The sequence below is a fragment of the Gemmatimonadaceae bacterium genome (assembly GCA_036273715.1).
Taxonomy (GTDB): domain Bacteria; phylum Gemmatimonadota; class Gemmatimonadetes; order Gemmatimonadales; family Gemmatimonadaceae; genus JADGGM01.
The window spans coordinates 107,415-128,817 of the sequence record DASUHB010000033.1 but is presented as its reverse complement, the minus strand read 5'-3'; the positions used below and the strand labels follow the sequence as shown (position 1 = coordinate 128,817).

The following is a 21,403-nucleotide window of genomic DNA, read 5'->3' as shown; positions in this document are numbered from 1 at the left end:
TGGAGCACCATGTCGACCATTTATCCCCCGTACGTCATCGAGCGGTCGAGCCGCGGCGAGCGCACCTACGACATCTTTTCGCGCTTGCTCATGGACCGGATCGTGTTCCTGGGGACGCCGATCAACGACGACGTCGCGAACATCGTCATCGCTCAGCTTCTCTTTCTCGACGCCGATAATCCAGAACGGGACGTGAATCTCTACATCAACTCGCCGGGCGGCAGCGTTTCGGCGGGCATGGCGATTTACGACACGATGCAGTTCATGAACTCGCCAATCCGGACCATCTGCATGGGAATGGCGGCGAGCATGGGCGCCTTCCTGCTCGCGGCCGGGACCTCGGGCAAGCGATCGGCGCTGCCGCACGCCAGGATCATGATCCACCAGCCTTCCGGTGGCGCCCAAGGTACGGCGGCGGACATCGAGATCCAGGCGAAAGAGATCCTGTATTTGCGGTCCAAGATGAACGAGCTCATGGCGAAGCACACCGGCCGCACGGTAGAACAGATCGAGCGCGACGTGGACCGCGACCGGTTCATGTCGTCCGACGAGGCCAAGCAGTACGGGCTGATCGACAACGTGATCGTACAGGCCCGGGCGCTGGCGACAACGGAGCGGAAGGCGACCTTGTGAATTAGTTCACATGAACGTGTCGACGACGACGCTTGACCGTCATTTTTGGGGGTGTTAAGTATCGCCACCCCACCGCACCCCCCGTCAATGGGGGAGCAAGCTGATGCCCGCTTCACCTGTTCCCGCGGACCCCTATGTCGCACGACAAAAACTTGCGTTGCTCGTTCTGCGGCAAGTCGAAGGATTCCGTTCGGAAGTTCATCTCCGGTCCTTCCGTCTACATCTGCAACGAGTGCATCGCGCTCTGCAACGAAATTCTCGCCGAGGATGAAGAGCGCGAGGTCGCCGAAGCGATCACGCAAGTCCCCACACCGCAGGAAATCAAAGAAGTCCTCGACCAGTACGTGATCGGGCAGGAAAAAGCCAAGAAGGCGCTCGCCGTCGCCGTCTACAACCACTACAAGCGCATCAATTCCGCGAGCGGACGCGAGGACGACGTCGAGCTCGACAAGTCCAATATCCTGCTCATCGGCCCAACGGGAGTCGGCAAGACGCTCCTGGCCCAGACGCTCGCGCGCATCCTCGACGTTCCCTTCACCATCGCCGATGCCACGACGCTCACCGAAGCAGGCTACGTCGGCGAAGACGTCGAGAACATTCTCGTTAGGCTCCTGCAAGCCGGCGAATTCAACGTCGCCGAATGCGAACGCGGCATCGTGTACATCGACGAGATCGACAAGATCGCGCGCAAGAGCGAGAACCCGAGCATCACGCGCGACGTGTCGGGCGAGGGCGTGCAGCAAGCGCTGCTCAAGATCCTGGAAGGCACCGTCGCCTCCGTCCCGCCCCAGGGCGGACGCAAGCATCCGCAGCAGGAATACATCCAGATCAACACGAAGGACATCCTCTTCATCTGCGGCGGCGCGTTTGACGGGCTCGAGAAGATCATCGAATCGCGCATCGGCCGCCGGCAAATCGGATTCACCAAGGAAGAGGTGCAGAACGGCAAGGTGCAGGATCTGGCGAAGAATCCGTTCGCCGAGGTCGAGCCGGACGACCTGCTCCGCTACGGCCTGATTCCGGAGCTTGTTGGGCGTCTCCCGGTGTGCGTCGCGCTCGAAGCGCTCGATGACGAGGCGCTCGTGCGCATCCTCAAGGAGCCCAAGAACGCGCTCACCAAGCAGTACACCAAGCTCTTTGAGCTGGAGGAAGTGAAAATCACGTTCGACGAGAGTGCATTGCGCGCCGTCGCCGGAAAGGCGCTCAAGCGCGGCACCGGCGCGCGCGGGTTGCGCGCCATTCTCGAAGAGATCATGACGGACGTGATGTTCGACCTGCCGAGCCGCGACGACATCACCGAAGTGAAGATCACGGAGTCGTGCGTGCTGAACGGAACGCCGCCATTGCTCGAGCTCTCGGCAAAGCGCCAGAAGAAAGAGGCCTGAAAACCTGGCAAGCGCGCGGCGTAGCCGCGACGCTTTGGGAATAGGAAATCGACGGCAGCACCCGGGGCCGTGCTCGAGTTCGCTCGCCCAGGCGACTGCGACCCGCCTGATCCGGTTCGGTGGCGCGCCGTACGCGAGGCGCTGTTCCTATATTCCTCCCATGCTCACCATCGTCCGCGGCGACGAAACCTTCGACGTTCCTGACCGCCTGCCGGTGATGCCGCTGCGGGACGTGGTGGTGTTTCCGTACATGGTCATCCCGCTGCTCGTAGGGCGGCCGGGATCGCTCGCGGCCATCGAGCAGGCGATAGCCGGCGACCGCTGGATTTTCCTGGTTGCCCAACGCGACGGCGACGTGCAGGAACCGCACGCGTCCACTCTGTACCGCACCGGCGTCGTTGGGCGGGTACTGCAGGTCTCGCGGCTGGCCAACGGGACGACGAAGGTGTTGCTGGAAGGCGTCGCGCGCGCACGTGCGGCGCGATACACGCCGGGCGGCGCTCTCTTGCGGGCCGCGGTGACCGCGGACCCGCTGCGGGCGGAGTCGACCGCGGCCTCGGACGACGCCATGTCGCGGCGGGCGGCCAGCCTGTTCGAGGAATACGTCGGGCTGCACCGGCGGCTTCCGGCCGAAGTGTTGTCGCTCGTACAGGGCAGCGAATCGCGCGAGCGGCTCGCCTACGCGATCGCGGCGCATCTGCAGGTGCGGCATATGGTGCGGCAGAATCTCCTGGAGTCGCCGTCGTTCGCGTCGCTCACCGAGCGGCTGGCGGCGGTGCTCACAGCCGAGATCGAGATCCTGCGGCTCGAGCGCAAGATCGAGAACGACGTGCGGGGCTCGCTGTTTCAGAATCAGCGCGAGTTCTACCTGCAGGAGCAGCTCAAGGCGATTCACCGCGAGCTGGGCCAGGAAGACAGCGACGATTTCGACGAGCTGGAGTCGGCGATCGCGTCGAAAGGGCTGCCCGAGCACGCGCGGGAGCGAGCCGAGCGCGAGCTGAGAAAGCTGCGCCGTACGCCGCCGCTGTCGCCCGAGTCGACCGTTGGGCGCAACTATCTCGACTGGCTGTTGGGGCTCCCGTGGACGGAGCGCACGGACGATTTGCTGGACGTGTCGCGCGCGCAGGCGGTGCTCGACGAGGATCACTTCGGGCTGCAGGACGTGAAGGAGCGGATCCTCGACTACATCGCGGTGCTGGCGTTGGTCGGGAAGCTCGAGGGGCCGATCCTGTGCCTGGTCGGCCCGCCCGGGGTCGGCAAGACGTCGTTGGGCAGGTCGATCGCCCGTGCGTTAGGCAGGCGCTTCGCCCGCATGTCGTTGGGCGGCGTGCGCGACGAAGCCGAGATCCGCGGGCATCGCCGCACGTACATCGGGTCGCTGCCCGGCCGCGTGCTCCAGGCGATGCGGCGCGCCGGCGTCGTCAACCCGGTGATTCTGCTCGATGAGGTCGACAAGATGGGACAGGATTGGCGCGGCGACCCGGCGGCGGCGCTGCTCGAAGTCCTCGACCCCGAGCAGAACCGCGCGTTCAGCGATCACTACCTCGATGTCGAATACGACCTGTCGCAGGTGCTGTTCATCACGACGGCCAATTCGTTAGGCCAGGTTCCGGAGCCGCTGCGCGACCGCATGGAGATCATCCGGCTCCCGGGCTACGTGGACCACGAGAAACACGCCATCGCGCGGCAGTACCTGGTCCCGCGGCAGCTGCGGACCCACGGGATCGACCCGGCCCTGGTGACCATCCAGCCGGATACGCTCACGGAAATCGCGCGGGGCTACACGCGCGAAGCCGGCGTGCGCGAGCTCGAGCGCCGCATCGCGCGCATCGCCCGCAAGCTGGCCCGGCGCGCGGCCGCCAACCCCGCCGTGACCGCGACGCCGATCACCATCGCGCCCCAGGATCTCGTCGGCTTGCTGGGCGTGCGGCCGTATGACGACGATCGGACGCAGCTCGAGGATCGGGTGGGGGTGGCCACGGGCCTCGCGTTCACGTCGGTCGGCGGCGATCTGCTCGAGATCGAGGTGGCGGTGGTGCGCGGGCGGGGCCGCCTGCAATTGACGGGTACGTTAGGCGACGTGCTCAAGGAATCCGCCGGCGCGGCGCTAAGCTACGCGCGGTCGCGCGCCAGCTTGTTGGGCATCGACGCGGATTTTGCCCGCGGCCGCGACATCCACGTGCACATTCCCGCCGGCGCGACGCCCAAGGATGGCCCGTCCGCCGGCATCGCGATCGCGACCGCGCTCGTGAGCGCGCTCACCGGCGCGGCCGTGCGCGGCGACACGGCGATGACCGGCGAGGTCACCCTCCGCGGACGCGTGCTGCCCATCGGCGGACTCAAGGAGAAGCTCGTCGCGGCCCGGCGGGCGGGCGTCGCGCACATCATCATGCCGGCGGCCAACGCACGCGAGCTGGACGAGATCGCGCCCGACATTCGCGAGGGGCTGACGTTCCATCCGGTGTCGACGATGGACGAGGTGTTGTCACTCGCGCTGCGCGCGGACCGCCACGTCGATACCGGCATGGCGGTGTCCGATGTCGCGCACTGACGGCAGCGAGGAACCGCAGTCCGGATCGCGATCGGAAGCGCTCGTCATTCGACGCCTGGAATTTCTGGGCGGACAAGCCTCACCCGATGGTTGGCGTCCGGACGCCGGGTTGCCCGAAGTCGCCTTCAGCGGGCGATCCAACGTGGGGAAATCGTCGCTGCTCAACACGCTCGTGAGGCACCACTCGTTGGCGCGGGTCAGCCAGCAGCCCGGGAAGACGCGCGAGATCAACTTCTTTTCGGTGAACGACGCGCTGGTGCTCGTGGACTTGCCCGGCTACGGCTACGCGCGTGTATCGCAGGAAGAGCGCGCGAAATGGCGGCCGCTCATCAACGCCTACCTCGAGTCGAGCGTGCAGCTTCGCGGTATCGTCCAACTTCTGGATGTGCGGCGCGATCCGTCGCCGGACGACCGTCAGATGCTGGAGTTCATCGCCGAGCTCGGCGCGCCGACGATTGTCACCGTCACGAAGGTGGACAAGTTGTCGCGGGCGCAGGCGGCGGCGCGGGTTCGCGAGATCACGGCGGCACTCGGGCTCGAGGCCGATCAGGTGATTCCGTTCAGCGCCGTGACGAGAGCGGGCCGCGACGAGCTGGCGAGCGCCATCGAAGATCTCATCGCGGCGCCATCGTGGCGGCAGCCGTAGCGCGAGCCCGCATGCAACCTGGCGTGTCGCAGATCCAGATCGGTCCGTTCCCCCTGCGACGCTTTTGTGTTACGGTACCACATGGCTCTTCTGCCCCTCAAGAAGCTGTCCCCCGCTCCGGGCGCGCAGGTCGCCGACGCCTGGCTCGAGCAGATCGCTGATGGCCTCTCGCACGAGGACGGCGATCGCAACACGCTGTGTCGCCGGGCGCTGTGCGAGATCTGGTATCCGGGGTTCGCGCGCAATTGGGACAGCGCGGTCGAGGACGAGGCGCTGCCCCTGGCCACGCGGGCGGCACTGCTGGCGCTCGATCCGCGCAACGTGACCCTCGAGCCCGAGTACTACGCGGACTGCGACCAGGCGCGCTACCAGCGCGTGAAACCGCTGCTCTGGCTCTGGTACAGCTTCGACCGGTCTCCGTTAGGCGGTCAGAACGTGGACATCGGGGTGCGGCTGCGCCGGCTCCTCGCGTCGCGCATCTTCAAGCGCTGCGGCGAGAATTTCAAGGCGTTCCAACACGTCGAATTTTCGTTCGGCTACAACATGGAGGTGGGCGACGACGTCGTGATCCACCGCCACGTGCTGCTGGACGACCGTGGCGGCATTGTGTTAGGCAACAAGGTCTCCATCTCCGACTACGCCAACGTGTACAGCCACACGCACAGCATCGTCGATCAGCGCGACGTGACCAACGCGACCACGCGCATCGACGACGGCGTGCGCATCACGTACCACGCCACGGTGCTGGCGGGCGTGCACGTCGGGTGCGACGCCATGGTCGGCGCGGTCGCGGTGGCGACCAAAGATGTGCGGCCCCACCACGTGAACGTTGGCATCCCGGCCAAGAGCGTGCGCGTCAAGCCGAACGCGCCGGCCAAGCTCGACGAGTGTCTGCCGACGGCGCGGCAGCGGTCTACCGGAGGAGGCGGACGCGCGTGATGGATCGCTCCAGGTTCGCGAGTGTCGCACGCCGGCTGCTCGGCGGCGTCGCTCTGGCCGCGATGACTGCGGCCTGCGCCACGTACTGGCCGACGCTGAGTGGTACGAGCGCGCATACGCGCGGCGACGCGTTCACGTGCTCGATGGACCAGCTCAAGGAGCTCGGCTACACGCCGCGCACGTGGAACGAGCGCGAGGGTTCGATCGATGCCCAACGCATCAATCGGGACGCGTCGGGCCAGCTGCCCGAGGAGCAGCAGCAGGTGGACAAGCTGGTCGTGCAGACGAAGGCCAACGGCGAGCGCGGGTCGACGATCGAGGTGCGCACCGAGACGGTGCTCCGCCACTACACGCGCTCGGGCTGGGTCGAAGACGGCCGTCCGGCGTCGCAGGCCGTGCAGCAGTCAGGGAAGGCGCTGCTGGACCGCTGCTCGGGAGCCGCGGCGGCCGGTTGATCGGCGCATCAGAGCGGCACGCTCGCGGTGATCTGCCCGGCGCGTCCCGGCAGCTCGGCGCGGACGATGCGGCGCACCGGCACGCGGCCGGGTTGCGTTAGGCACTCGGCGGCGATCGTCTCCAGGGCCACGAACGCGACCCCATCGGCCAGCCATGCGTCGAGCTGGCGCTCGAACAGCCCGAGCAGCGCCGTGCCTTCCACTTCGGTGTGGATCGAGTGGATCTCGGTGCCGGAGACCGCCCGCCGATAAAACGCGATGAGCGACGCATCATCCGGCGTCTCCCGCGAGTTGTACGTCTCGTCCCACGTCGGGAGCGTGGTCGGCAGCTGGATGGTGCGAAAGCGCGTTCCGCCGGCCTCGGGGTAGAACGGCGGGCCGCCGCGTGTATCCGAGGCGTACGCGAGGTCGTAGCGGTCCTGGACGGCAAGCGACCGGGCCGTGGCGTGCCAGCCGGGCGCCGCCGACGCCCGCGCGCGCCGGCCGAAGATCTCGGCGAACGCGTCGTGCGCTCGACTGTAGTCGGCGGCGATCTGCGCTTCCGTTAGGCGGCCGAGTTTGTCGTGCCAGCGCACGTGATCCCACGCGTGCACGCCCACCTCGTGGCCGTCGGCCACCAGGCGGATGTCCGACGCCAACCGCCTGCCGATCAGCGGCGCCGGGAGCAGCGTCCCGTAGAGCGCCGTCCGGGGACCGTACATCGACAGCGCGCGCGAGCGGAGCATCTTGCGCAGAAACCCCTTTCGCGTGAACAGCCGCGCCACGGCCCGCCCCGAGCGATCCGGGCCTAACGTAAAGAAGAACGTCGCGCGGATGCCGCGCGCGCCGAGCACGCGCAGCAGATTCGGTACGCCGGCGCGGGTGCCGAGATACGTATCGCAGTCCACCTTGAGCGCAATGCGCCGGCCGGACGGCGCCGCCGGCGCCGGATGCGTCACGGGACCAACGGGCGCTTGCGCGACCCCAGGTAGAAGTCGAGCGTCAACCGAATGGCGTCGTCGAACCCGATGCGGGGCGCCCAGCCTAACTTCGCGGCGGCGTGCGCGACGGACGGGACGCGGGTCGGAATGTCCTGATAGCCGTCGCCGTAGTAGGACTCCGAGCGCACCTCGACGATGGAGGTGCGTTGGGCGGCATCCTCGTAGCCCGGGTAGCGCGCGACTCCCGCGAGCAGGCGCTCGGCCAGCTCACGGATCGAGACGTCGTTGGCCGGATTGCCGATGTTGAAGATCTCGCCGTCGGCCACGCCGTTCTCGTTCACCAGGATGCGCATCAAGCAGTCGATGCCGTCCCGGATGTGCGTGAACGATCGACGCTGCCGCCCGCCATCCACGAGCTTGATCGGCTCGCCGTACAGGATGTTGTGGAGGAACTGCGTCAGCACGCGCGACGAGCCCTCTTTGGGCGAGTCCACGTTGTCGAGATGCGGACCGATCCAGTTGAACGGCCGGAACAGCGTGAACTTCAAGCCGGCCTGCTGGCCGTAGGCGAAGATCACGCGATCGAGCAGCTGCTTGCTCGTCGAATAAATCCAGCGCTGCTTGTGGATCGGACCGTACACGAGCGTCGAGCGATACTCATCGAACTCGGCGTCCGGGCACATGCCGTACACTTCCGACGTGGACGGGAACACGACGCGCTTCGTGTAGCGCACGCATTGTTTGACGATGCGCAGATTTTCCTCGAAGTCGAGCTCGAAGACCGAGAGCGGATCGCGCACGTACGTCGCCGGCGTGGCGATCGCGACGAGCGGCAGCACGACATCGCACCGCTTGATGTGGTACTCGATCCATTCCTTGTTGATCGCGATGTCACCCTCGAGGAAGCGGAAGCGCTTGTTCTCCAGGAATGGCTCGATCTTCTCGGCAGACATGTCGAGGCCGAACACTTCCCAATCCGTGGTGGTGAGAATGCGTTCGGTCAGCGCGTTGCCGATGAAGCCGTTGACGCCGAGGATGAGGACTTTCATGTGGCGGGTTGAGTGTTAGGCGCGTGGAGCGCGAGGTGGCGCGCGAGGTCTGCGCCATCGCGCTCGATATCGCCATCGATCTGCGCGCGCACGATCTCGAGCCATTGGGGGTCGGCGGACCCGCACGCGACGTAGAGCCGGTCGTCGATCATCCGCATCTCGCCCGGATGCGCGCCCTGCGCGCTCCAGCCGCCATTCCGCGTTCGCCAGAGATACAGCGTTCGTCTCGCGTGCGGCGTGAAGGCGCCGGGATACGGGTGCGACACCGCACGCACCAGATTATGGATCGCGGTGGCGCTCTGCGTCCACACGAAGGCGCCATCTTCGGGCCGGCGCTTGCCGAACGTGGTGGCGCGCGTGGCATCCTGGGGCCGGCGGGGTGCGCATCCGGCCGCGAGTGCGTCGAGTTGGCGATCGAGGATTCGCACGGCGGCGTCGCGCACGCGCGCCTGGACCTCGCACGCCGTGTCGTCGGGACCGATCGGGACGGCTTCCTGATCGACGATATCGCCGGCGTCGGCGCGCGCGGTCATCACGTGGAGTGTGGCGCCGGTCTCCGTTTCCCCGTTGAGCACGGCCCAATTGACGGGGGCGCGTCCGCGGTAGCGCGGCAGGAGCGAGCCGTGCACGTTGAAGTTGCCTAACGGCGCCACGGCGAGCGCGGCCAAGGGCAGCATCGACCGGTAGTAGCACGAGAGCACCAGGTCCGGCGCGGCCGACCGCAGACCGGCCAGTTGGGCGTGTTCGTCGAGGCGCGCGTCGAGCCGCACCGGGATCCCGTTGCGCACCGCGAGCGACGCCACCGACGGAAACCACGTAGACTCGCCCGGCGCATCGGCGTGCGTGTACACGACGGCGATGTGCGCGTCCCGCTCCAGCAGCATCGAGAGACAAGCGTGACCGACGTCGGCGTAGGCGAAGAGCGCGATGCGCGGCCCTTTCATGGGCGGGGCACCGATCCTTCGACCCCGCCGTCCTCGAGGCGCATTAGCGCACCCGTCGCGCCGTAGACGCGCCGCACGAGATAGCGCGGACGGCCGCGCACCTCCTGATAGATGCGTCCGACGTATTCCCCCACGATGCCTAACCCTGCCATGAGCACGCCCATCACCACGAACGCGAGCGCAAACAACGTGAACACGCCGTCGGCCTCCGAGGCCCGCAGCAGCACGAACCGGCGGATCAGGAGATATATGCCCAACACGAGGCCGCCGCTCGCCGTGAGGAATCCGAACAAGGTGAAGACCTGCAGCGGCACGACCGAGAATCCCGTCATCAAATCGAAGTTGAGGCGGAACAGCCGATAGAGCGAATATTTGGAGGCGCCGGCGCGTCGCTCGGCGTGGCGGACGGCCACTTCGGCCGGCCGCCGCGAGAACGTTTGCGCGAGCGCCGGGATGAACGTGGACGACTCCTCGCACCGATTGATGAGATCGATCACCTCGCGCGAATACGCGCGCAGCATGCACCCGTAGTCGGTCATGCGGATGCCGGTGATGGCCGTCGTGACACGATTCACGACGTGCGATGCGACGCGGCGGAACAAACTGTCCCGCCTCACTTCGCGCACGCCGCCCACCACATCGAATCCCTGGTCGGAGAGCGCGAGCAACTTCGGAATCTCCTCCGGCGGGTTCTGGAGATCGGCATCCAGCGTGACCACCACATCGCCGCCGGCGATGGCAAAGCCGGCCAGGATGGCGGGGTGCTGCCCGAAGTTCCGACTGAGCTCGACGACGCGGAGCCTGTCGGGATAGCGATCCACGAGGTCCCGCAACAGGTCGAGCGATCGATCGCGGCTCCCGTCGTCCACGCAGATCACCTCCGACGGCCGATCGAGTGCGTCGAGCACCGCGAACACGCGCGGCACCAGCTCGGGGATGTTGGCTTCCTCGTTGTAGACCGGGATCACCACCGACACCTTGGCCCGCGGCGCGCCGCTCATCGCGCGCTCCGTTGGGCAATGTCGCGCACGGCGGCGATCACGTCATCCTGATCGGCGTGGGTGAGCGTCGGATACAGCGGCAGCGAGAGAATGCGGTCGGACACGAAGTGCGCATCCGGGAAATCATCCGGCCGCCAGCCGTAGCGATCGCGATAGTACGAGAATTCGTGCGCCGCCGTGTAGTGCAATCCCACACCGATGTTGCGCGCCTTGAGCTCGGCCATGAACGCGTCGCGACCGATGGTGAGCGCATCGAGATCGAGCAGCGGCGTGTAGAGGTGCCACGCGTGGCGCGACGGGTATGGCACCGGCTCGGGCAAGAGGAGCGCATCGAGCCCGCGGAACGCCGCCTGATACCGCTCGGCCAGGCGCCGTCGCGCCTCGATGAACGCGTCGAGCTGCGGCAGCTGGTGGATGCCTAACGCTGCCTGCATGTCCATCATGTTGTACTTGAAGCCGGGGATCGCGACATCGTACCGCGGCGAGCCGGCGCGGTCGAAGCGCTTCCATGCATCGCGGCTCAATCCGTGGAACTTGAGCAGCGTGACGCGCGACATCACGTCTTCGTCGTGCGACACCACCATGCCGCCTTCGCCGGTCGTGATGTTCTTGTTCGGGTGGAACGAGAACACGCTCGTGGTCGGGAACGAACCGATGCGCCGTCCTCTGTATTCCGTGCCCGCGGCGTGCGCCGCATCTTCGATCAACACCAGATCGTGTGCGCGCGCGAGGTCGAGCAGCGGGTCGAGATCCACGGGCTGCCCAACGAAGTGCACGGGAATGATCGCGCGCGTGCGCGGGCCGATGCGACGCGCCACGTGGTCGACGCGAATCTGCAGCGTGTGCCGATCGATGTCCGCGAGCACCGGCGTCGCGCCGACGAGCTCGATGACGTTGAGCGTTGCCACGAACGTCAGGGGCGACGTGATGACCTCATCCCCCACCCCGATGCCGTGCGCCAGAAGCGCGAGGTGGAGGCCCGCGGTGGCCGACGACACCGCCGACGCGTGGCGCGCGCCGACGTACGCGGCGAATTCGTTCGTGAACCGTTCCACCTTGGGACCGGTCGTGATCCACCCCGAGCGCATGCTGTCGACCACCTCGGCGATCTCCGCGTCGCCGATCGTTGGGCGCGAGAACGGGAGGAAGGTCGTGCGCTCCGCGGGATGCAACGCGGGTGGGCGGGCGGATTCGGTCATCTCGTCGGGTTCGGGGACGCGGCTCGTGCCGGAAAATTCGCCAATACAACATACTTCCGATTTGCGCCGAGGGATGTCCCCGGCGCCGGCGAGGCATCGAACTCCGCGCGGGCGCGGCGCTTGATGACGACCACCAGGTGCTCGGGCGAGTTCCATCGTTTCCAGAACTCTGCGCGCGACCAATACAACTCGGGCGATCGCACGCCGTCGGAGCCGAGCTCGTCCACGTAGTCGGCGACGGCGATCGGATGGCGAAGCACCCAGGGGAACTCCTGCGGGTAGCAGCGATACGAGACGACTTCCGCATCAGTGGTGCGCGCCGCGATGAGCGCGAGGTTGTGCGCGGAGAGGTCGTCGGCAAACTGCGGCAGGGCGAGAATGATGGCGAGGTAGACGCCGCCCCAGCCCAACACGGCCGGCAGCAGCGCGCGTCTACCGTGCGCGCGAGCGAGTGACACTCCGATCCAGGCGCCGGCGAGGAGAAGTGCCGCGCCCAACACCGCGAACGCCACGGCGTGATAGCGGCGCAGCTCGCCGCTCGCCAGGCCATACCCGACGCCGCCGATCGCCACGATGGTCACGGTGACGGCGTGGACGACGAGCGCGCGCCTCACGCTCTCGGTGCGCGTCAGCACGGCGCGGGCGACGAGCGCGGCAGCGGCCGGGAAGGCCGGGAGGATGTACGGGAGCAGCTTGGAGCGCGACAGGGAAAAGAACACGAGGACGACGCAGAACCAGACGGAGAAGAAGAGCGCATCGGGGTGCGCGGCGGCGCGGGCGCGCCACGCGTCCATCGTCTGCCTAACGGAACGCGGCGTGACGAACGTCCACGGGACGAATCCGGCGATGAATGCGGCGACAAAGTAATAGATCGGGCCGGCCCGTCTCGCCTCGCCGGTGGCGAAGCGTGCGAAATGTTCCCGTACGAAAAAGATCGAGGCGAAGGCAGGGTTGGCGTGTTGGACGAGCACGAACCAGGGGGCGGCGAGGACGAGAAACACGATTGGCGCGGGCGACCAGAGCGCGTCGCCGACGCGTCGCCAGCGGCCGGTGACGGCGGCCCATACGAGCAGCACGAGGCCCGGAAACACGATACCGATGAGTCCCTTGGCCAGCATCGCCAGGGCGACGCAGGCGCCTAACGTAGCCAGGGCGCCGGTGGCCCGGGCGCCTCGCTCGCCGGCAGCGAGAAAGCGCCGCAGCGCGAAGAACGCCCCCGTGAGCGCGAGCGTCAGGATGCCGTCGGTGAGATTGTACCGGCCCAACACGAAGCTCAACGGCGCCGACAGAAGGATGAGCGCCGCCCACAAGCCCCACCCCGGTAGCTCCGGCGTCTCGAGCTCGACGACGAGCAGCGCGGCCGTGCCCAACGCAGCCAGGCGCGTCGGCAAGCGCGCCGCGTAGGCCGTGAGCCCGAACGCATGCATCGACAGGGCGTTCGTCCAATAGAGGAGCGGAGGCTTTTCGAAGTAGTGCGCGCCGTTCAACTCCGGCGTCACGAAGTCGTGCGACGCCAGCATCTCGCGCGGGACTTCGGCATAGCGCGCCTCGTCGGGCTCGATGAGCCACGACCCGGGCAGCTCGAGCATGAGCAGTGCCGCGAAGACGAAGAGCAGGACGAGCAGCACGCGCCGCTCGCCCCGCGCCGCCGCTCCGTTAGGCAAAGGGCCGGCCGCGCCGGTCACGCTCAGCGCACTCGCAGCACGTCGTCCACGGCGCCGCCATCCCCGCCGCGCAACAAGTAGGCGGCTTCCCGCAGCGCCACCGCCGAGCGCGGCCAGGCGAACCGCCGAACCGCATCGTCGATCGACACCCACTCGGATCGCGCGTGCTCGCCCGACAATCGCACACTGCCCTCGCCCACGATGCCGGCAAACGCAACCGCAAGCGTGACCACGTGCAACGTGTGCAGGTAGAACGGCTGCACCGTGACATTGTACAGGTGCGTCACGATGAGACCCGTCTCCTCGGCGATTTCACGGATCGCTGCATCTTCCGGTCGTTCCCCCGGCTCGATGTGGCCGTGCACGGCTTCCCACGCGCCGGTGCATCGCGTGTTGGCCGCGCGCTCGAGCACGAGCGTGCGCCACTCGGTGCCGTGACGCCGGAGCGGATACACGTCGACGGTGGCAACCCGGGCTTCGATCATGGCGCGAAAGATAGAAGGTGGTGAGCGGGAACGCGGCGAAACGCCCTTGCACGCAGGAATCGCCGCGCCAGGCAGAGTAGGGCCTCGGACGCCTCGGCGACCAGGGCGCTCGATTGCGGAGCGTCGCGTTCGGACCCCACCTTTCCGGCGTGATCATTTCGCCATGCGCGTTCTAATCGTTGAAGATGATCCCGAGCTCTCGCGCATTTTGCGCGACGGGTTGGGCGAACAGCATATCGACGCGGTGATCGTGCACACGTTCGCCGACGGAAGCAATGCGGCCTTCTCGCACGCGTACGATGTCATCATACTCGACATCATGCTGCCGGGCGGAAGCGGCCTCGACCTCTGCGCGCAGGTGCGCAGCGGCGACATCGCGACGCCCATCCTGATGCTCACGGCGCGGAGCGCCGTCGACGATCGCGTCCGCGGTCTGGAGGCCGGCGCCGACGATTACCTCGTGAAGCCGTTCGCGTTTCGCGAGCTGCTCGCGCGCATCCACGCACTCGCGCGACGTCAGCCGCGTCTCGAGCCATCCCTTCGGCGCATCGAGAACCTCGAGGTAGATCTCCGCGCCCACCGCGTTCGGCGCGCCGGAACGGAGATCGTGCTCACCGGCAAGGAGTACACGCTGCTCGAGTTCTTTCTGCAGCACGAGGGAGAAGTCGTCGATCGCGCGGCGATTACGGCGTACGTGTGGGACGACAACCACGATCCGTTCACCAACGTGCTCGAAGTACTCGTCCGGCGGTTGCGGCGCAAGATCGACGAGGGCTTCACGCCGCGCCTCATCCACACGGTGCGCGGCGCGGGCTACCGGTTTGGGCAGTCCTGAGCGATCGATGCAGCCGCTGACACGCATCCGGCTCGGCCTCACCGCCTGGTACGCGGCGACGTTCGGGCTCATCCTCGTGTTGTTAGGCGGGGGGTTGTTCGCGGTGATCCGGTCGCAGATCACGGCCCAGCTCGATACGTCGCTCGAGGCCGCCACCGAGCAGCTCATGCGCGCTGCGAACATTCGAGAAATGGAAGCGGCCGAAGCCCGGGGCCAGGTCGTGGACGCGGTGGATGAGCTGCACATCCCCGACCGGCAGCTCTTTCTGCTCACGGCGGCGGCAGCGCCCTTCAAGCCGCCGTCGGCGCCGGCGTGGGTGACGCGCGCCGCTGAGCGCGCGATCGCGGCGGGGGATGTGACGCTCAACTCGCACATAGGCCACGGCCACACGCTGCGCATTCACGCCGCGGCGTTCACCACGTCGAGCGGCACGCGCTACATCGCGCTGGCGGCCGCCGACCGCGTGGAGCTCGAGGACCGCTATGCGTCGCTGATCGGCGCGTTCGGCGGCGCCTCGCTGGCCGCGCTGCTGCTGGTTGCGTTAGGCGGCTGGATTCTCATGCGCAAGTCCACCGCGCCAGTCGAGGCGACCATGTCGCAGATGCGCCGGTTCATGGCCGACGCCGCGCACGAATTGCGCACGCCGATCGCCGTGCTCAGGACGCGGGCCGAAGTCGCGCTCCAACGCGAGCGCGAGCCATCCGCCTACATCGAGACGCTGACCCGCGTCGAAGAAGAGGCCGAGCGGTTAGGCGGCATCGTGGGCGACCTGCTTACGCTCGCGCACGCCGACGCCGGGGAATGGCCGGTCGCACAGGAGCCCTTCTTCCTCGACGACATCGCGCTCGATGCGGCCGACGCCGCGCACGTCCTGGCGCGGCAGCGCGGCGTGGCGCTCGACGTCGGGACGTTCGAGGAAAGCCCGATCATCGGCGACCGCGCGCTCGTCCGTCAGCTGCTCATGCAGATTCTCGACAACGCCGTGAAATTCACGCCGCACGGCGGACGGGTGCGCGTGGATGTTTCGGCGACCAACGGAACGTCGACCGTCGTCATCGCCGACACGGGGATCGGCATCCCGGCAGCCCAGATGCCGCACGTGTTCGACCGATTTTACCGCGCCGAAAACGCGCGCGAGCGCGCGCCCGGCGCCGGCCTCGGCCTCTCGATCGCCCGGTGGATCGCCACGGCGCACGGCGCGACGGTCTCGCTCGATTCGGCGCCGGGCGCCGGCACCACGGTTACACTGCGATTTCCGCGCGCGCCCTGACTGTAATCCCGCTGACAGCTACGCCGCCTAATTTCACTGCGAATGCGCTCCACGATCCCTCCGCCGCATCCGACTGCGAGGCGTGCGCTCCTGGTCGGTGCCGCCATCGCAGCCGGCGCCATGTCGGCGCCATGCGCGCACGCCCAACAGCCGTACACGCGCGCGCAGGCAGTCGCCGCGGCGCTCTCCTCGCAGCCGCTCCTGGCGCTGGCCGGCGCCGACAGCGCGACGGCTGCAGCGGGGCTGTCCAGCGCGCGCGCGTATCCCAACCCGACGTTTTCGTTTCAGTACACGAAGGACATTCCGCGGCACCACTCGATGCTCGACATTCCCCTCGACTTTCCGTGGGTGCGCAACCCGCGCGTCGGCGCAGCCGCGGCCGGCCAGCACGCGGCGACGCTGCGTCTGGGTCTCGCACGCGCGTCGGTGACGTTCGTCGCCGAGACCAGTTACGCGCGCGTGCTCGCCCTCCAGGAACACGCTCGGTTAGGCCGGCGCGACGCCCTCGACGCCGACAGCCTGTTTCACATGGCGCAGCGCCGGGAGCAGGCGGGAGACGCCAGCGAGCTGGATGTGAAGCTGGCGCAGATCAACGCAGGACAGCTCGAAAATACCGCGCAGGACGACTCGCTCACCGCGGTCCTGGCGCTGCTCGATCTGCAACGCTTGATGGGCATGACGGCCGACACGCCCGCCATCTCGCTCGCCGACAGCCTCGTCATTCCTGCCGCCGATCCGTCGCCGCCGGCCGACAGCGCGGCCCCGTTCGCCGTTGCGGCCGCGCGCGCCGACCTCGATGCCGCCGAACGATCGTACACACTGGAACGACGCAACGTCTTCGCCGCACCGTCGGTCGAAGCGGGCATCGAGGGCGGCGATCCGACGGGGCAGGAGCCGGGCGCGCTGCCGCTGTTCGGCGTGACGATTCCGCTGCCGCTGTTCGATCGGCATGGCGGTGCCATCGCGACCGCGCAGGCGGCGCGCGATCGCGCGCGCGCACAGCTCACGCTCGCCACCCGCGAGAGCGACGCCGAGCGCTTGCGGTCGGCGCGCGAGCGGGCGTTAGCCATTGCGCGCGCGGAGCGCGACCGGCAGCTGTTGGCCGGCGCCGACACGGTGGCCCGCATGTCGCTCGCCGCGTATTCCGAAGGCGCGTCCGCGCTGCCTAACGTATTGGAGGCACAGCGGAACGCGCGCGGGATGCTGCTGCAATTCGTCGACGACGTCGCCGCCGCCCAGATCGCCGATGCGGCGCTCCGGCTGGCGACCGCTTCCAGCCAGAGCCCGTAATGCCACGATTCCTCCTGTTGTGCGCGCTCGCCGTGGTTGCCGTATCGTGCCGCCGCGGCGATGAGGCGAGCGACGACACGGGCGCCGGACCGCCGCCGGTGGTCGGCGCCCGCACCGCGCAAGCAACCCGGCATCCGTTCATCGAAACGGTGGACGCGATCGGCACCGTTGCGGCCCGACCGCGGGGATTGGCGGCGCTGTCCGCACCGGCCACGGCGCGCGTGCTGCGCATCGACGTCGCGGTCGGCGAGCGCGTGCACGCCGGACAGGCGCTGGTGGAGCTCGATCACGCGCCGTTCGACGCCGCGGCCAGGAGCGCGCACGCCGCGGTCGCGACTGCGCAGGCGAGCTTCGACCGCGCGGCGCGTCTGGCCGATCAGGGCATCGCGCCGCGCAAGGACGAGGAGACGGCGAGTGCGGAGCTGGCGCAGGCGCAGGCAGCGCTCAGCGCCGCCCAACGGAACGCCGAGTTGGCGACGCTGCGCACGCCGATTTCCGGCGTGGTGACGCGCCTCAATGCCGTGTTAGGCCAGTCGGTCGACCCGGGGCAGCTCGTCGTGGAAGTGGCCGATCCGTCGGCGTTGGACATCGTGCTCGCGCTCTCTCCGGCGCTCGCGGCGCGCGTGCATGCCGGCGACAGCGTGTCGCTCGTGGCCGGCGCGAACGCCGGCGGCGAGACGCTGGGCGACGGCATCGTGCAATCGGTCGCCGTGACGCTCGACTCGGCCACGCGCAGCGTCGGTGTCCGCGCGCGTCTCGACCACCCGGCGCGCGCGCTGCGCATTGGCGAAACCGTCTTCGGGCGGATCGATGTCGCGGTGCACGCCGACGCGGTGTCGGTGCCGATCCAGGCCCTCGTGCCGGAGGGCGAAGGCTACCGCGTCTACGTGGTGGATTCGTCCGGCGTCGCGCATGCGCGGGACGTCGACGTCGGCGCGCGCACGGAGACCGACGCCGAGATTCTGAAAGGGCTCGCCGCCGGCGAGCGCGTCGTCACCTACGGAGCCTACGGCGTGGCGGACAGCGCGAAGATCGTCCCGGTCAAACCGTGAGTCTCTTCGACCACCTCGTCCGGCAACGCCGCTTCATTTATCTGGTGGTGGCGCTGCTGAGCGCCGCCGGCATCGGTGCGGCGCTCCAGCTGCCCTCGGCCATCTATCCGGAGCTCGTGTTCCCGCGCATCACGATCGTGGCGCAGGGGTCTGCGTTAGGCGCGCGGCAGATCGTGTTCAGCATCACCCGGCCGCTCGAGGAAGCGGTGAGCGTGGTGCCCGGCGTGAGCCGCGTCGATTCGAAGACGATTCGCGGCTCATCGCAGATCGACGTGACCTTCGCGCCCAACACGGACATGATCTACGCGCTGCAACTCGTGCAGGCGCGCGTGAACGAAGCGCAGCAGCAGCTGCCGCCGGGCATCCAGATCGAAGTGGCGCGGCTGACGCCATCGCTCTTTCCGATCCTGTCGTACAACCTCGAGGGCGGCGATCCGGCCACGTTGTACGACATCGCGCGGTACCAGATCAAGCCGCTGCTCTCGCGCATCCCCGGTGTCGGGCTGGTGGATGTGCAGGGGAGCGATGTCCGGGAAATCGAAGTGGTGGCCGACCCCGAACGGCTGGCGTCGGCCGGCCTGTCGTACGATGACCTCGCGGCGGCGATCGACTCCGCGATCACGCCGCAGGCCGTCGGCCGCGTCGCACGCGACTACCGGCAGTATCTCATCGTCACCGACAACGAGGCGCACGATGTCGATGACGTGGCCAACGTGGTCGTGTCCGACGGACTGCGGGTGCGCGACCTCGCCACGGTCATGTTAGGCACGGAGGACCACGTGAGCGTCATCGCCGGCGATGGCCGCCCGGCGGCGCTGCTCAACGTGACCCGGCAGATCGGCGGCAACACGCTGCTCATCGCCGACAGCGTCGCGGCGATCGCCCGGCAGGTCCAGCGCACGCTGCCGCCGGGCGTGCGGCTCAAGCCGGTCTACGACCAGGCATCGCTGGTGCGCGACGCGGTGCGGTCGGTGCGCGACGCGATGCTCGTCGGCGCCGTGCTCGCGGTGCTGATCCTGCTCGTGTTCCTCCGGCACGCGCGCATCACCGCGATCAGCGCGACGTCGATCCCGCTCACGCTCATGATCACCGTGTTCGTGATGCGGCTGCTCGGCCAGACGTTCAATCTGATGACGTTAGGCGCAATGGCCATCGCGATCGGCCTGGTGATCGACGACGCCGTCGTGATCACGGAGAACATCGCGCGGCACGTCCATCTCACGGCCGACCGGCACGCCGCGATCCGGGAGGCCGTGCGCGAGCTGGTGTGGCCGGTGACCTCGTCGACCATCACCACGGTGGTCGTGTTCCTGCCGCTCGGCTTGCTGCAAGGCGTGGTGGGACAGTTCTTCCACGCGCTGTCGATCACGCTGTCCATCGCGGTGTTGGTGTCCCTGCTGCTCGCGCTCACGATCATCCCCCTGCTGAGCGAACAATTCGTGACGGCGCACGACGTGGAAGGCGGAGGCGTGGACGAGCGGGGATCCGGTATCAGCGCCCGCATCGGGCGGATGCTCGGACGCCTAACGGACGCGTACTCCCGCTCCCTCGACGCGGCGCTCCGGCATCCCGGCCGCACGGTGGTCATCGCCGCGCTGCTGGCCGCGGGCGGCGTGGTGGCCTACCAGTTCACCGGCACCGGGTTCCTGCCCGAGATGGACGAAGGGGCGTTCGTGCTCGACTATTTCACGCCGGGCGGCACGGCGCTCGCGGAGAGCGACCGCCAGGTTCGCATCGCCGAGAGCATCCTCGCCCGGACGCCCGAAATCTCCGGCACGTCGCGCCGGTTAGGCGCCGAGCTCGGCCTGTTCGCGACCGAGCAGAACAGCGGGGACATCGTGGCGCGCCTGGTGCCGCGATCGGAGCGCCACCGCAGCGTCGATGAGGTGATCGACGATGTGCGGCCCAGGATCCAGGCCGCTGCTCCGCGGCTGCACATCGAGTTCGTGCAGATTCTCTCCGACGTCATCAACGATCTCGCCGGTGCGGCGCGGCCCGTCGAGATCAAACTGTTCGGCGCGCAGCTCGACGCGCTCGAGCGCTACGCCAAAACGCTGGCCGAGCCGATGTCGAAGGTGGATGGAATCGAGGACCTGTACGATGGCGTGAGCGAGCCTGCCGCCGAGATGCTGCTGCGGGTGGATGGCGCCGAGGCGGCGCGGGTGGGCCTCACCCCGGCGCAGGTCGGGAGCGCGGTGAGCGCGTCCCTGTTAGGCGTGGACGCCGGCCAGGTACACGCGGGCGACCGTCCCATCGGCGTGCGCGTGCGCGCGCCGGACTCGGTGCGGTACGACCCGCTGCGGTTGGGCTCGCTGCCCGTCATGACCGGCGCGACCGGCCGCGCCATTGTCCCCTTGTCGAGCCTCGCCTCGGTGCACGCCGTGGACTCGCGGGCCGAGCTGGACCGCGAGAACCAGCAGCAGATGCTCGACATGACCGCCGACGTCAGCAACCGCTCGCTCGGCGATGTGATCAAAGATGTGAAAGCGGTGCTCGCGGCCCACCCGCCGCCGGCCGGCATCCGCGTGGAGCTCGCCGGGCAGTACGCGAGCCAGCAGCAAGCGTTTCGCGCGCTCCTGCTCGTGTTAGGCCTGGCCGGTGTCAGCGTGGTCGCCGTGATGGTGATTCAATTCGAGTCGTTCATCGAGCCGCTCATCATCGCGCTGGCGGCGCCGGTGTCGTTCGTCGGCGCGGTGCTGCTCCTCCTCATCACCGGCACGCCGCTCAACGTGTCGTCGTTCATGGGGCTGATTCTGCTCGTGGGGCTGATCGTGAAGAACGGCATCATTCTGCTCGACTTCACGCGGTACCGGATGCGGCACGAGGGCATGGCGCTGGACGCGGCGCTCCGCGACGCGGCGCGGGTGCGCCTGCGGCCGATTCTCATGACCACGCTCTGTACGCTGTTCGGGCTTCTCCCTCTCGCGTTAGGCCTGGGCCCCGGCAGCGAGCTGCAGCGCCCGCTGGCGCTGGCTGTGATCGGCGGGCTGGCCCTGTCGACGCCGATCACCCTGTACGTGGTGCCGTCGTTAGTCATGGCGATCCGCGCCCGGCGCCGCTCGGCGGCGGCCTGGTAGGCCGGCGC

General features: G+C 68.2%; 18 protein-coding genes. 11 read left to right on the top strand and 7 right to left on the bottom strand.

Going from position 1 to position 21,403, the window contains the following annotated elements; all coding sequences use genetic code 11:
• The first annotated feature begins 9 nt into the window (after positions 1 to 9).
• The 6 genes from clpP (at position 10) to VFW04_07165 (ending at position 6,609) form a co-directional block, all read left to right on the top strand.
• On the top strand, positions 10 to 633 hold the full coding sequence (gene clpP, locus VFW04_07190) for an ATP-dependent Clp endopeptidase proteolytic subunit ClpP (protein HEX5179097.1): 624 nt from the start codon (positions 10 to 12) through the stop codon (positions 631 to 633).
• A gap of 134 nt (positions 634 to 767) precedes the next feature.
• A complete protein-coding gene (gene clpX, locus VFW04_07185) occupies positions 768 to 2,018 on the top strand; it encodes an ATP-dependent Clp protease ATP-binding subunit ClpX (protein HEX5179096.1) in 1,251 nt (416 codons plus the stop codon).
• A 160-nt stretch (positions 2,019 to 2,178) separates the two neighbouring features.
• Entirely contained in the window at positions 2,179 to 4,569 is a 2,391-nt protein-coding gene (gene lon / locus VFW04_07180) for an endopeptidase La (protein ID HEX5179095.1), read from the top strand.
• Entirely contained in the window at positions 4,556 to 5,215 is a 660-nt protein-coding gene (yihA, locus tag VFW04_07175) for a ribosome biogenesis GTP-binding protein YihA/YsxC (GenBank protein ID HEX5179094.1), read from the top strand. Before lon ends, yihA begins: the two co-directional genes overlap by 14 nt.
• Before the next feature lie 81 nt (positions 5,216 to 5,296).
• The gene (locus tag VFW04_07170) at positions 5,297 to 6,154 is read left to right on the top strand and encodes an acyltransferase (protein HEX5179093.1); all 858 of its coding nucleotides are present in this window, start codon (positions 5,297 to 5,299) and stop codon (positions 6,152 to 6,154) included.
• Complete coding sequence (locus VFW04_07165; GenBank protein HEX5179092.1) at positions 6,151 to 6,609, top strand: hypothetical protein; 459 nt, start codon at positions 6,151 to 6,153, stop codon at positions 6,607 to 6,609. Before VFW04_07170 ends, VFW04_07165 begins: the two co-directional genes overlap by 4 nt.
• A gap of 8 nt (positions 6,610 to 6,617) precedes the next feature.
• Here the strand turns inward: VFW04_07165 and VFW04_07160 are convergent, their stop codons facing one another.
• Genes VFW04_07160 through VFW04_07130 form a run of 7 tightly spaced genes read right to left on the bottom strand, consistent with a single transcriptional unit; the run spans position 6,618 to position 13,871 of the window.
• Complete coding sequence (locus tag VFW04_07160) at positions 6,618 to 7,547, bottom strand: polysaccharide deacetylase family protein (GenBank protein ID HEX5179091.1); 930 nt, start codon at positions 7,545 to 7,547, stop codon at positions 6,618 to 6,620.
• On the bottom strand, positions 7,544 to 8,578 hold the full coding sequence (locus VFW04_07155) for a bifunctional UDP-4-keto-pentose/UDP-xylose synthase (protein ID HEX5179090.1): 1,035 nt from the start codon (positions 8,576 to 8,578) through the stop codon (positions 7,544 to 7,546). Before VFW04_07155 ends, VFW04_07160 begins: the two co-directional genes overlap by 4 nt.
• Positions 8,575 to 9,522, bottom strand: a complete 948-nt coding sequence (locus tag VFW04_07150) for a formyltransferase (protein ID HEX5179089.1) — start codon at positions 9,520 to 9,522, stop codon at positions 8,575 to 8,577. Before VFW04_07150 ends, VFW04_07155 begins: the two co-directional genes overlap by 4 nt.
• Positions 9,519 to 10,523, bottom strand: coding sequence for a glycosyltransferase (locus tag VFW04_07145; protein HEX5179088.1), 1,005 nt, complete (start codon positions 10,521 to 10,523; stop codon positions 9,519 to 9,521). Before VFW04_07145 ends, VFW04_07150 begins: the two co-directional genes overlap by 4 nt.
• Entirely contained in the window at positions 10,520 to 11,722 is a 1,203-nt protein-coding gene (locus tag VFW04_07140; protein ID HEX5179087.1) for a DegT/DnrJ/EryC1/StrS family aminotransferase, read from the bottom strand. The genes VFW04_07145 and VFW04_07140 overlap by 4 nt, the downstream gene beginning before the upstream one ends.
• On the bottom strand, positions 11,719 to 13,407 hold the full coding sequence (locus tag VFW04_07135; protein HEX5179086.1) for a phospholipid carrier-dependent glycosyltransferase: 1,689 nt from the start codon (positions 13,405 to 13,407) through the stop codon (positions 11,719 to 11,721). The genes VFW04_07140 and VFW04_07135 overlap by 4 nt, the downstream gene beginning before the upstream one ends.
• A 2-nt stretch (positions 13,408 to 13,409) precedes the next feature.
• A complete protein-coding gene (locus tag VFW04_07130) occupies positions 13,410 to 13,871 on the bottom strand; it encodes an NUDIX domain-containing protein (GenBank protein HEX5179085.1) in 462 nt (153 codons plus the stop codon).
• Positions 13,872 to 14,034: 163 nt separating this feature from the next.
• On the opposite strand from VFW04_07130, the gene VFW04_07125 reads away from it, so the two are divergent.
• The 5 genes from VFW04_07125 to VFW04_07105 are packed head-to-tail and all read left to right on the top strand — an operon-like array spanning position 14,035 to position 21,395.
• Positions 14,035 to 14,706 (top strand): response regulator transcription factor, encoded by a 672-nt coding sequence (locus VFW04_07125; protein HEX5179084.1) that lies wholly within the window; start codon positions 14,035 to 14,037, stop codon positions 14,704 to 14,706.
• 7 nt (positions 14,707 to 14,713) lie between these two features.
• Positions 14,714 to 15,976, top strand: coding sequence for a HAMP domain-containing sensor histidine kinase (locus VFW04_07120; protein HEX5179083.1), 1,263 nt, complete (start codon positions 14,714 to 14,716; stop codon positions 15,974 to 15,976).
• A 42-nt stretch (positions 15,977 to 16,018) separates the two neighbouring features.
• A complete protein-coding gene (locus tag VFW04_07115) occupies positions 16,019 to 17,266 on the top strand; it encodes a TolC family protein (protein ID HEX5179082.1) in 1,248 nt (415 codons plus the stop codon).
• Positions 17,266 to 18,318: an efflux RND transporter periplasmic adaptor subunit gene (locus VFW04_07110; GenBank protein ID HEX5179081.1), complete on the top strand. Its 1,053-nt coding sequence runs from the start codon at positions 17,266 to 17,268 to the stop codon at positions 18,316 to 18,318. Before VFW04_07115 ends, VFW04_07110 begins: the two co-directional genes overlap by 1 nt.
• Positions 18,315 to 21,395 carry an efflux RND transporter permease subunit gene (locus VFW04_07105; protein ID HEX5179080.1) on the top strand — a complete coding sequence of 1,027 codons (3,081 nt, stop codon included), beginning with the start codon at positions 18,315 to 18,317 and terminating at the stop codon, positions 21,393 to 21,395. The genes VFW04_07110 and VFW04_07105 overlap by 4 nt, the downstream gene beginning before the upstream one ends.
• Positions 21,396 to 21,403 lie beyond the last annotated feature (8 nt).

Coding starts and splice junctions, on each gene's coding strand:
- clpP (HEX5179097.1), top strand. CDS start 10: ATGTCGACCATTTATCCCCCGTACGTCATCGAGCGGTCGAGCCGCGGC.
- clpX (HEX5179096.1), top strand. CDS start 768: ATGTCGCACGACAAAAACTTGCGTTGCTCGTTCTGCGGCAAGTCGAAG.
- lon (HEX5179095.1), top strand. CDS start 2,179: ATGCTCACCATCGTCCGCGGCGACGAAACCTTCGACGTTCCTGACCGC.
- yihA (HEX5179094.1), top strand. CDS start 4,556: ATGTCGCGCACTGACGGCAGCGAGGAACCGCAGTCCGGATCGCGATCG.
- VFW04_07170 (HEX5179093.1), top strand. CDS start 5,297: ATGGCTCTTCTGCCCCTCAAGAAGCTGTCCCCCGCTCCGGGCGCGCAG.
- VFW04_07155 (HEX5179090.1), bottom strand. CDS start 8,578: ATGAAAGTCCTCATCCTCGGCGTCAACGGCTTCATCGGCAACGCGCTG.
- VFW04_07150 (HEX5179089.1), bottom strand. CDS start 9,522: ATGAAAGGGCCGCGCATCGCGCTCTTCGCCTACGCCGACGTCGGTCAC.
- VFW04_07145 (HEX5179088.1), bottom strand. CDS start 10,523: ATGAGCGGCGCGCCGCGGGCCAAGGTGTCGGTGGTGATCCCGGTCTAC.
- VFW04_07140 (HEX5179087.1), bottom strand. CDS start 11,722: ATGACCGAATCCGCCCGCCCACCCGCGTTGCATCCCGCGGAGCGCACG.
- VFW04_07130 (HEX5179085.1), bottom strand. CDS start 13,871: ATGATCGAAGCCCGGGTTGCCACCGTCGACGTGTATCCGCTCCGGCGT.
- VFW04_07125 (HEX5179084.1), top strand. CDS start 14,035: ATGCGCGTTCTAATCGTTGAAGATGATCCCGAGCTCTCGCGCATTTTG.
- VFW04_07120 (HEX5179083.1), top strand. CDS start 14,714: ATGCAGCCGCTGACACGCATCCGGCTCGGCCTCACCGCCTGGTACGCG.
- VFW04_07115 (HEX5179082.1), top strand. CDS start 16,019: ATGCGCTCCACGATCCCTCCGCCGCATCCGACTGCGAGGCGTGCGCTC.
- VFW04_07110 (HEX5179081.1), top strand. CDS start 17,266: ATGCCACGATTCCTCCTGTTGTGCGCGCTCGCCGTGGTTGCCGTATCG.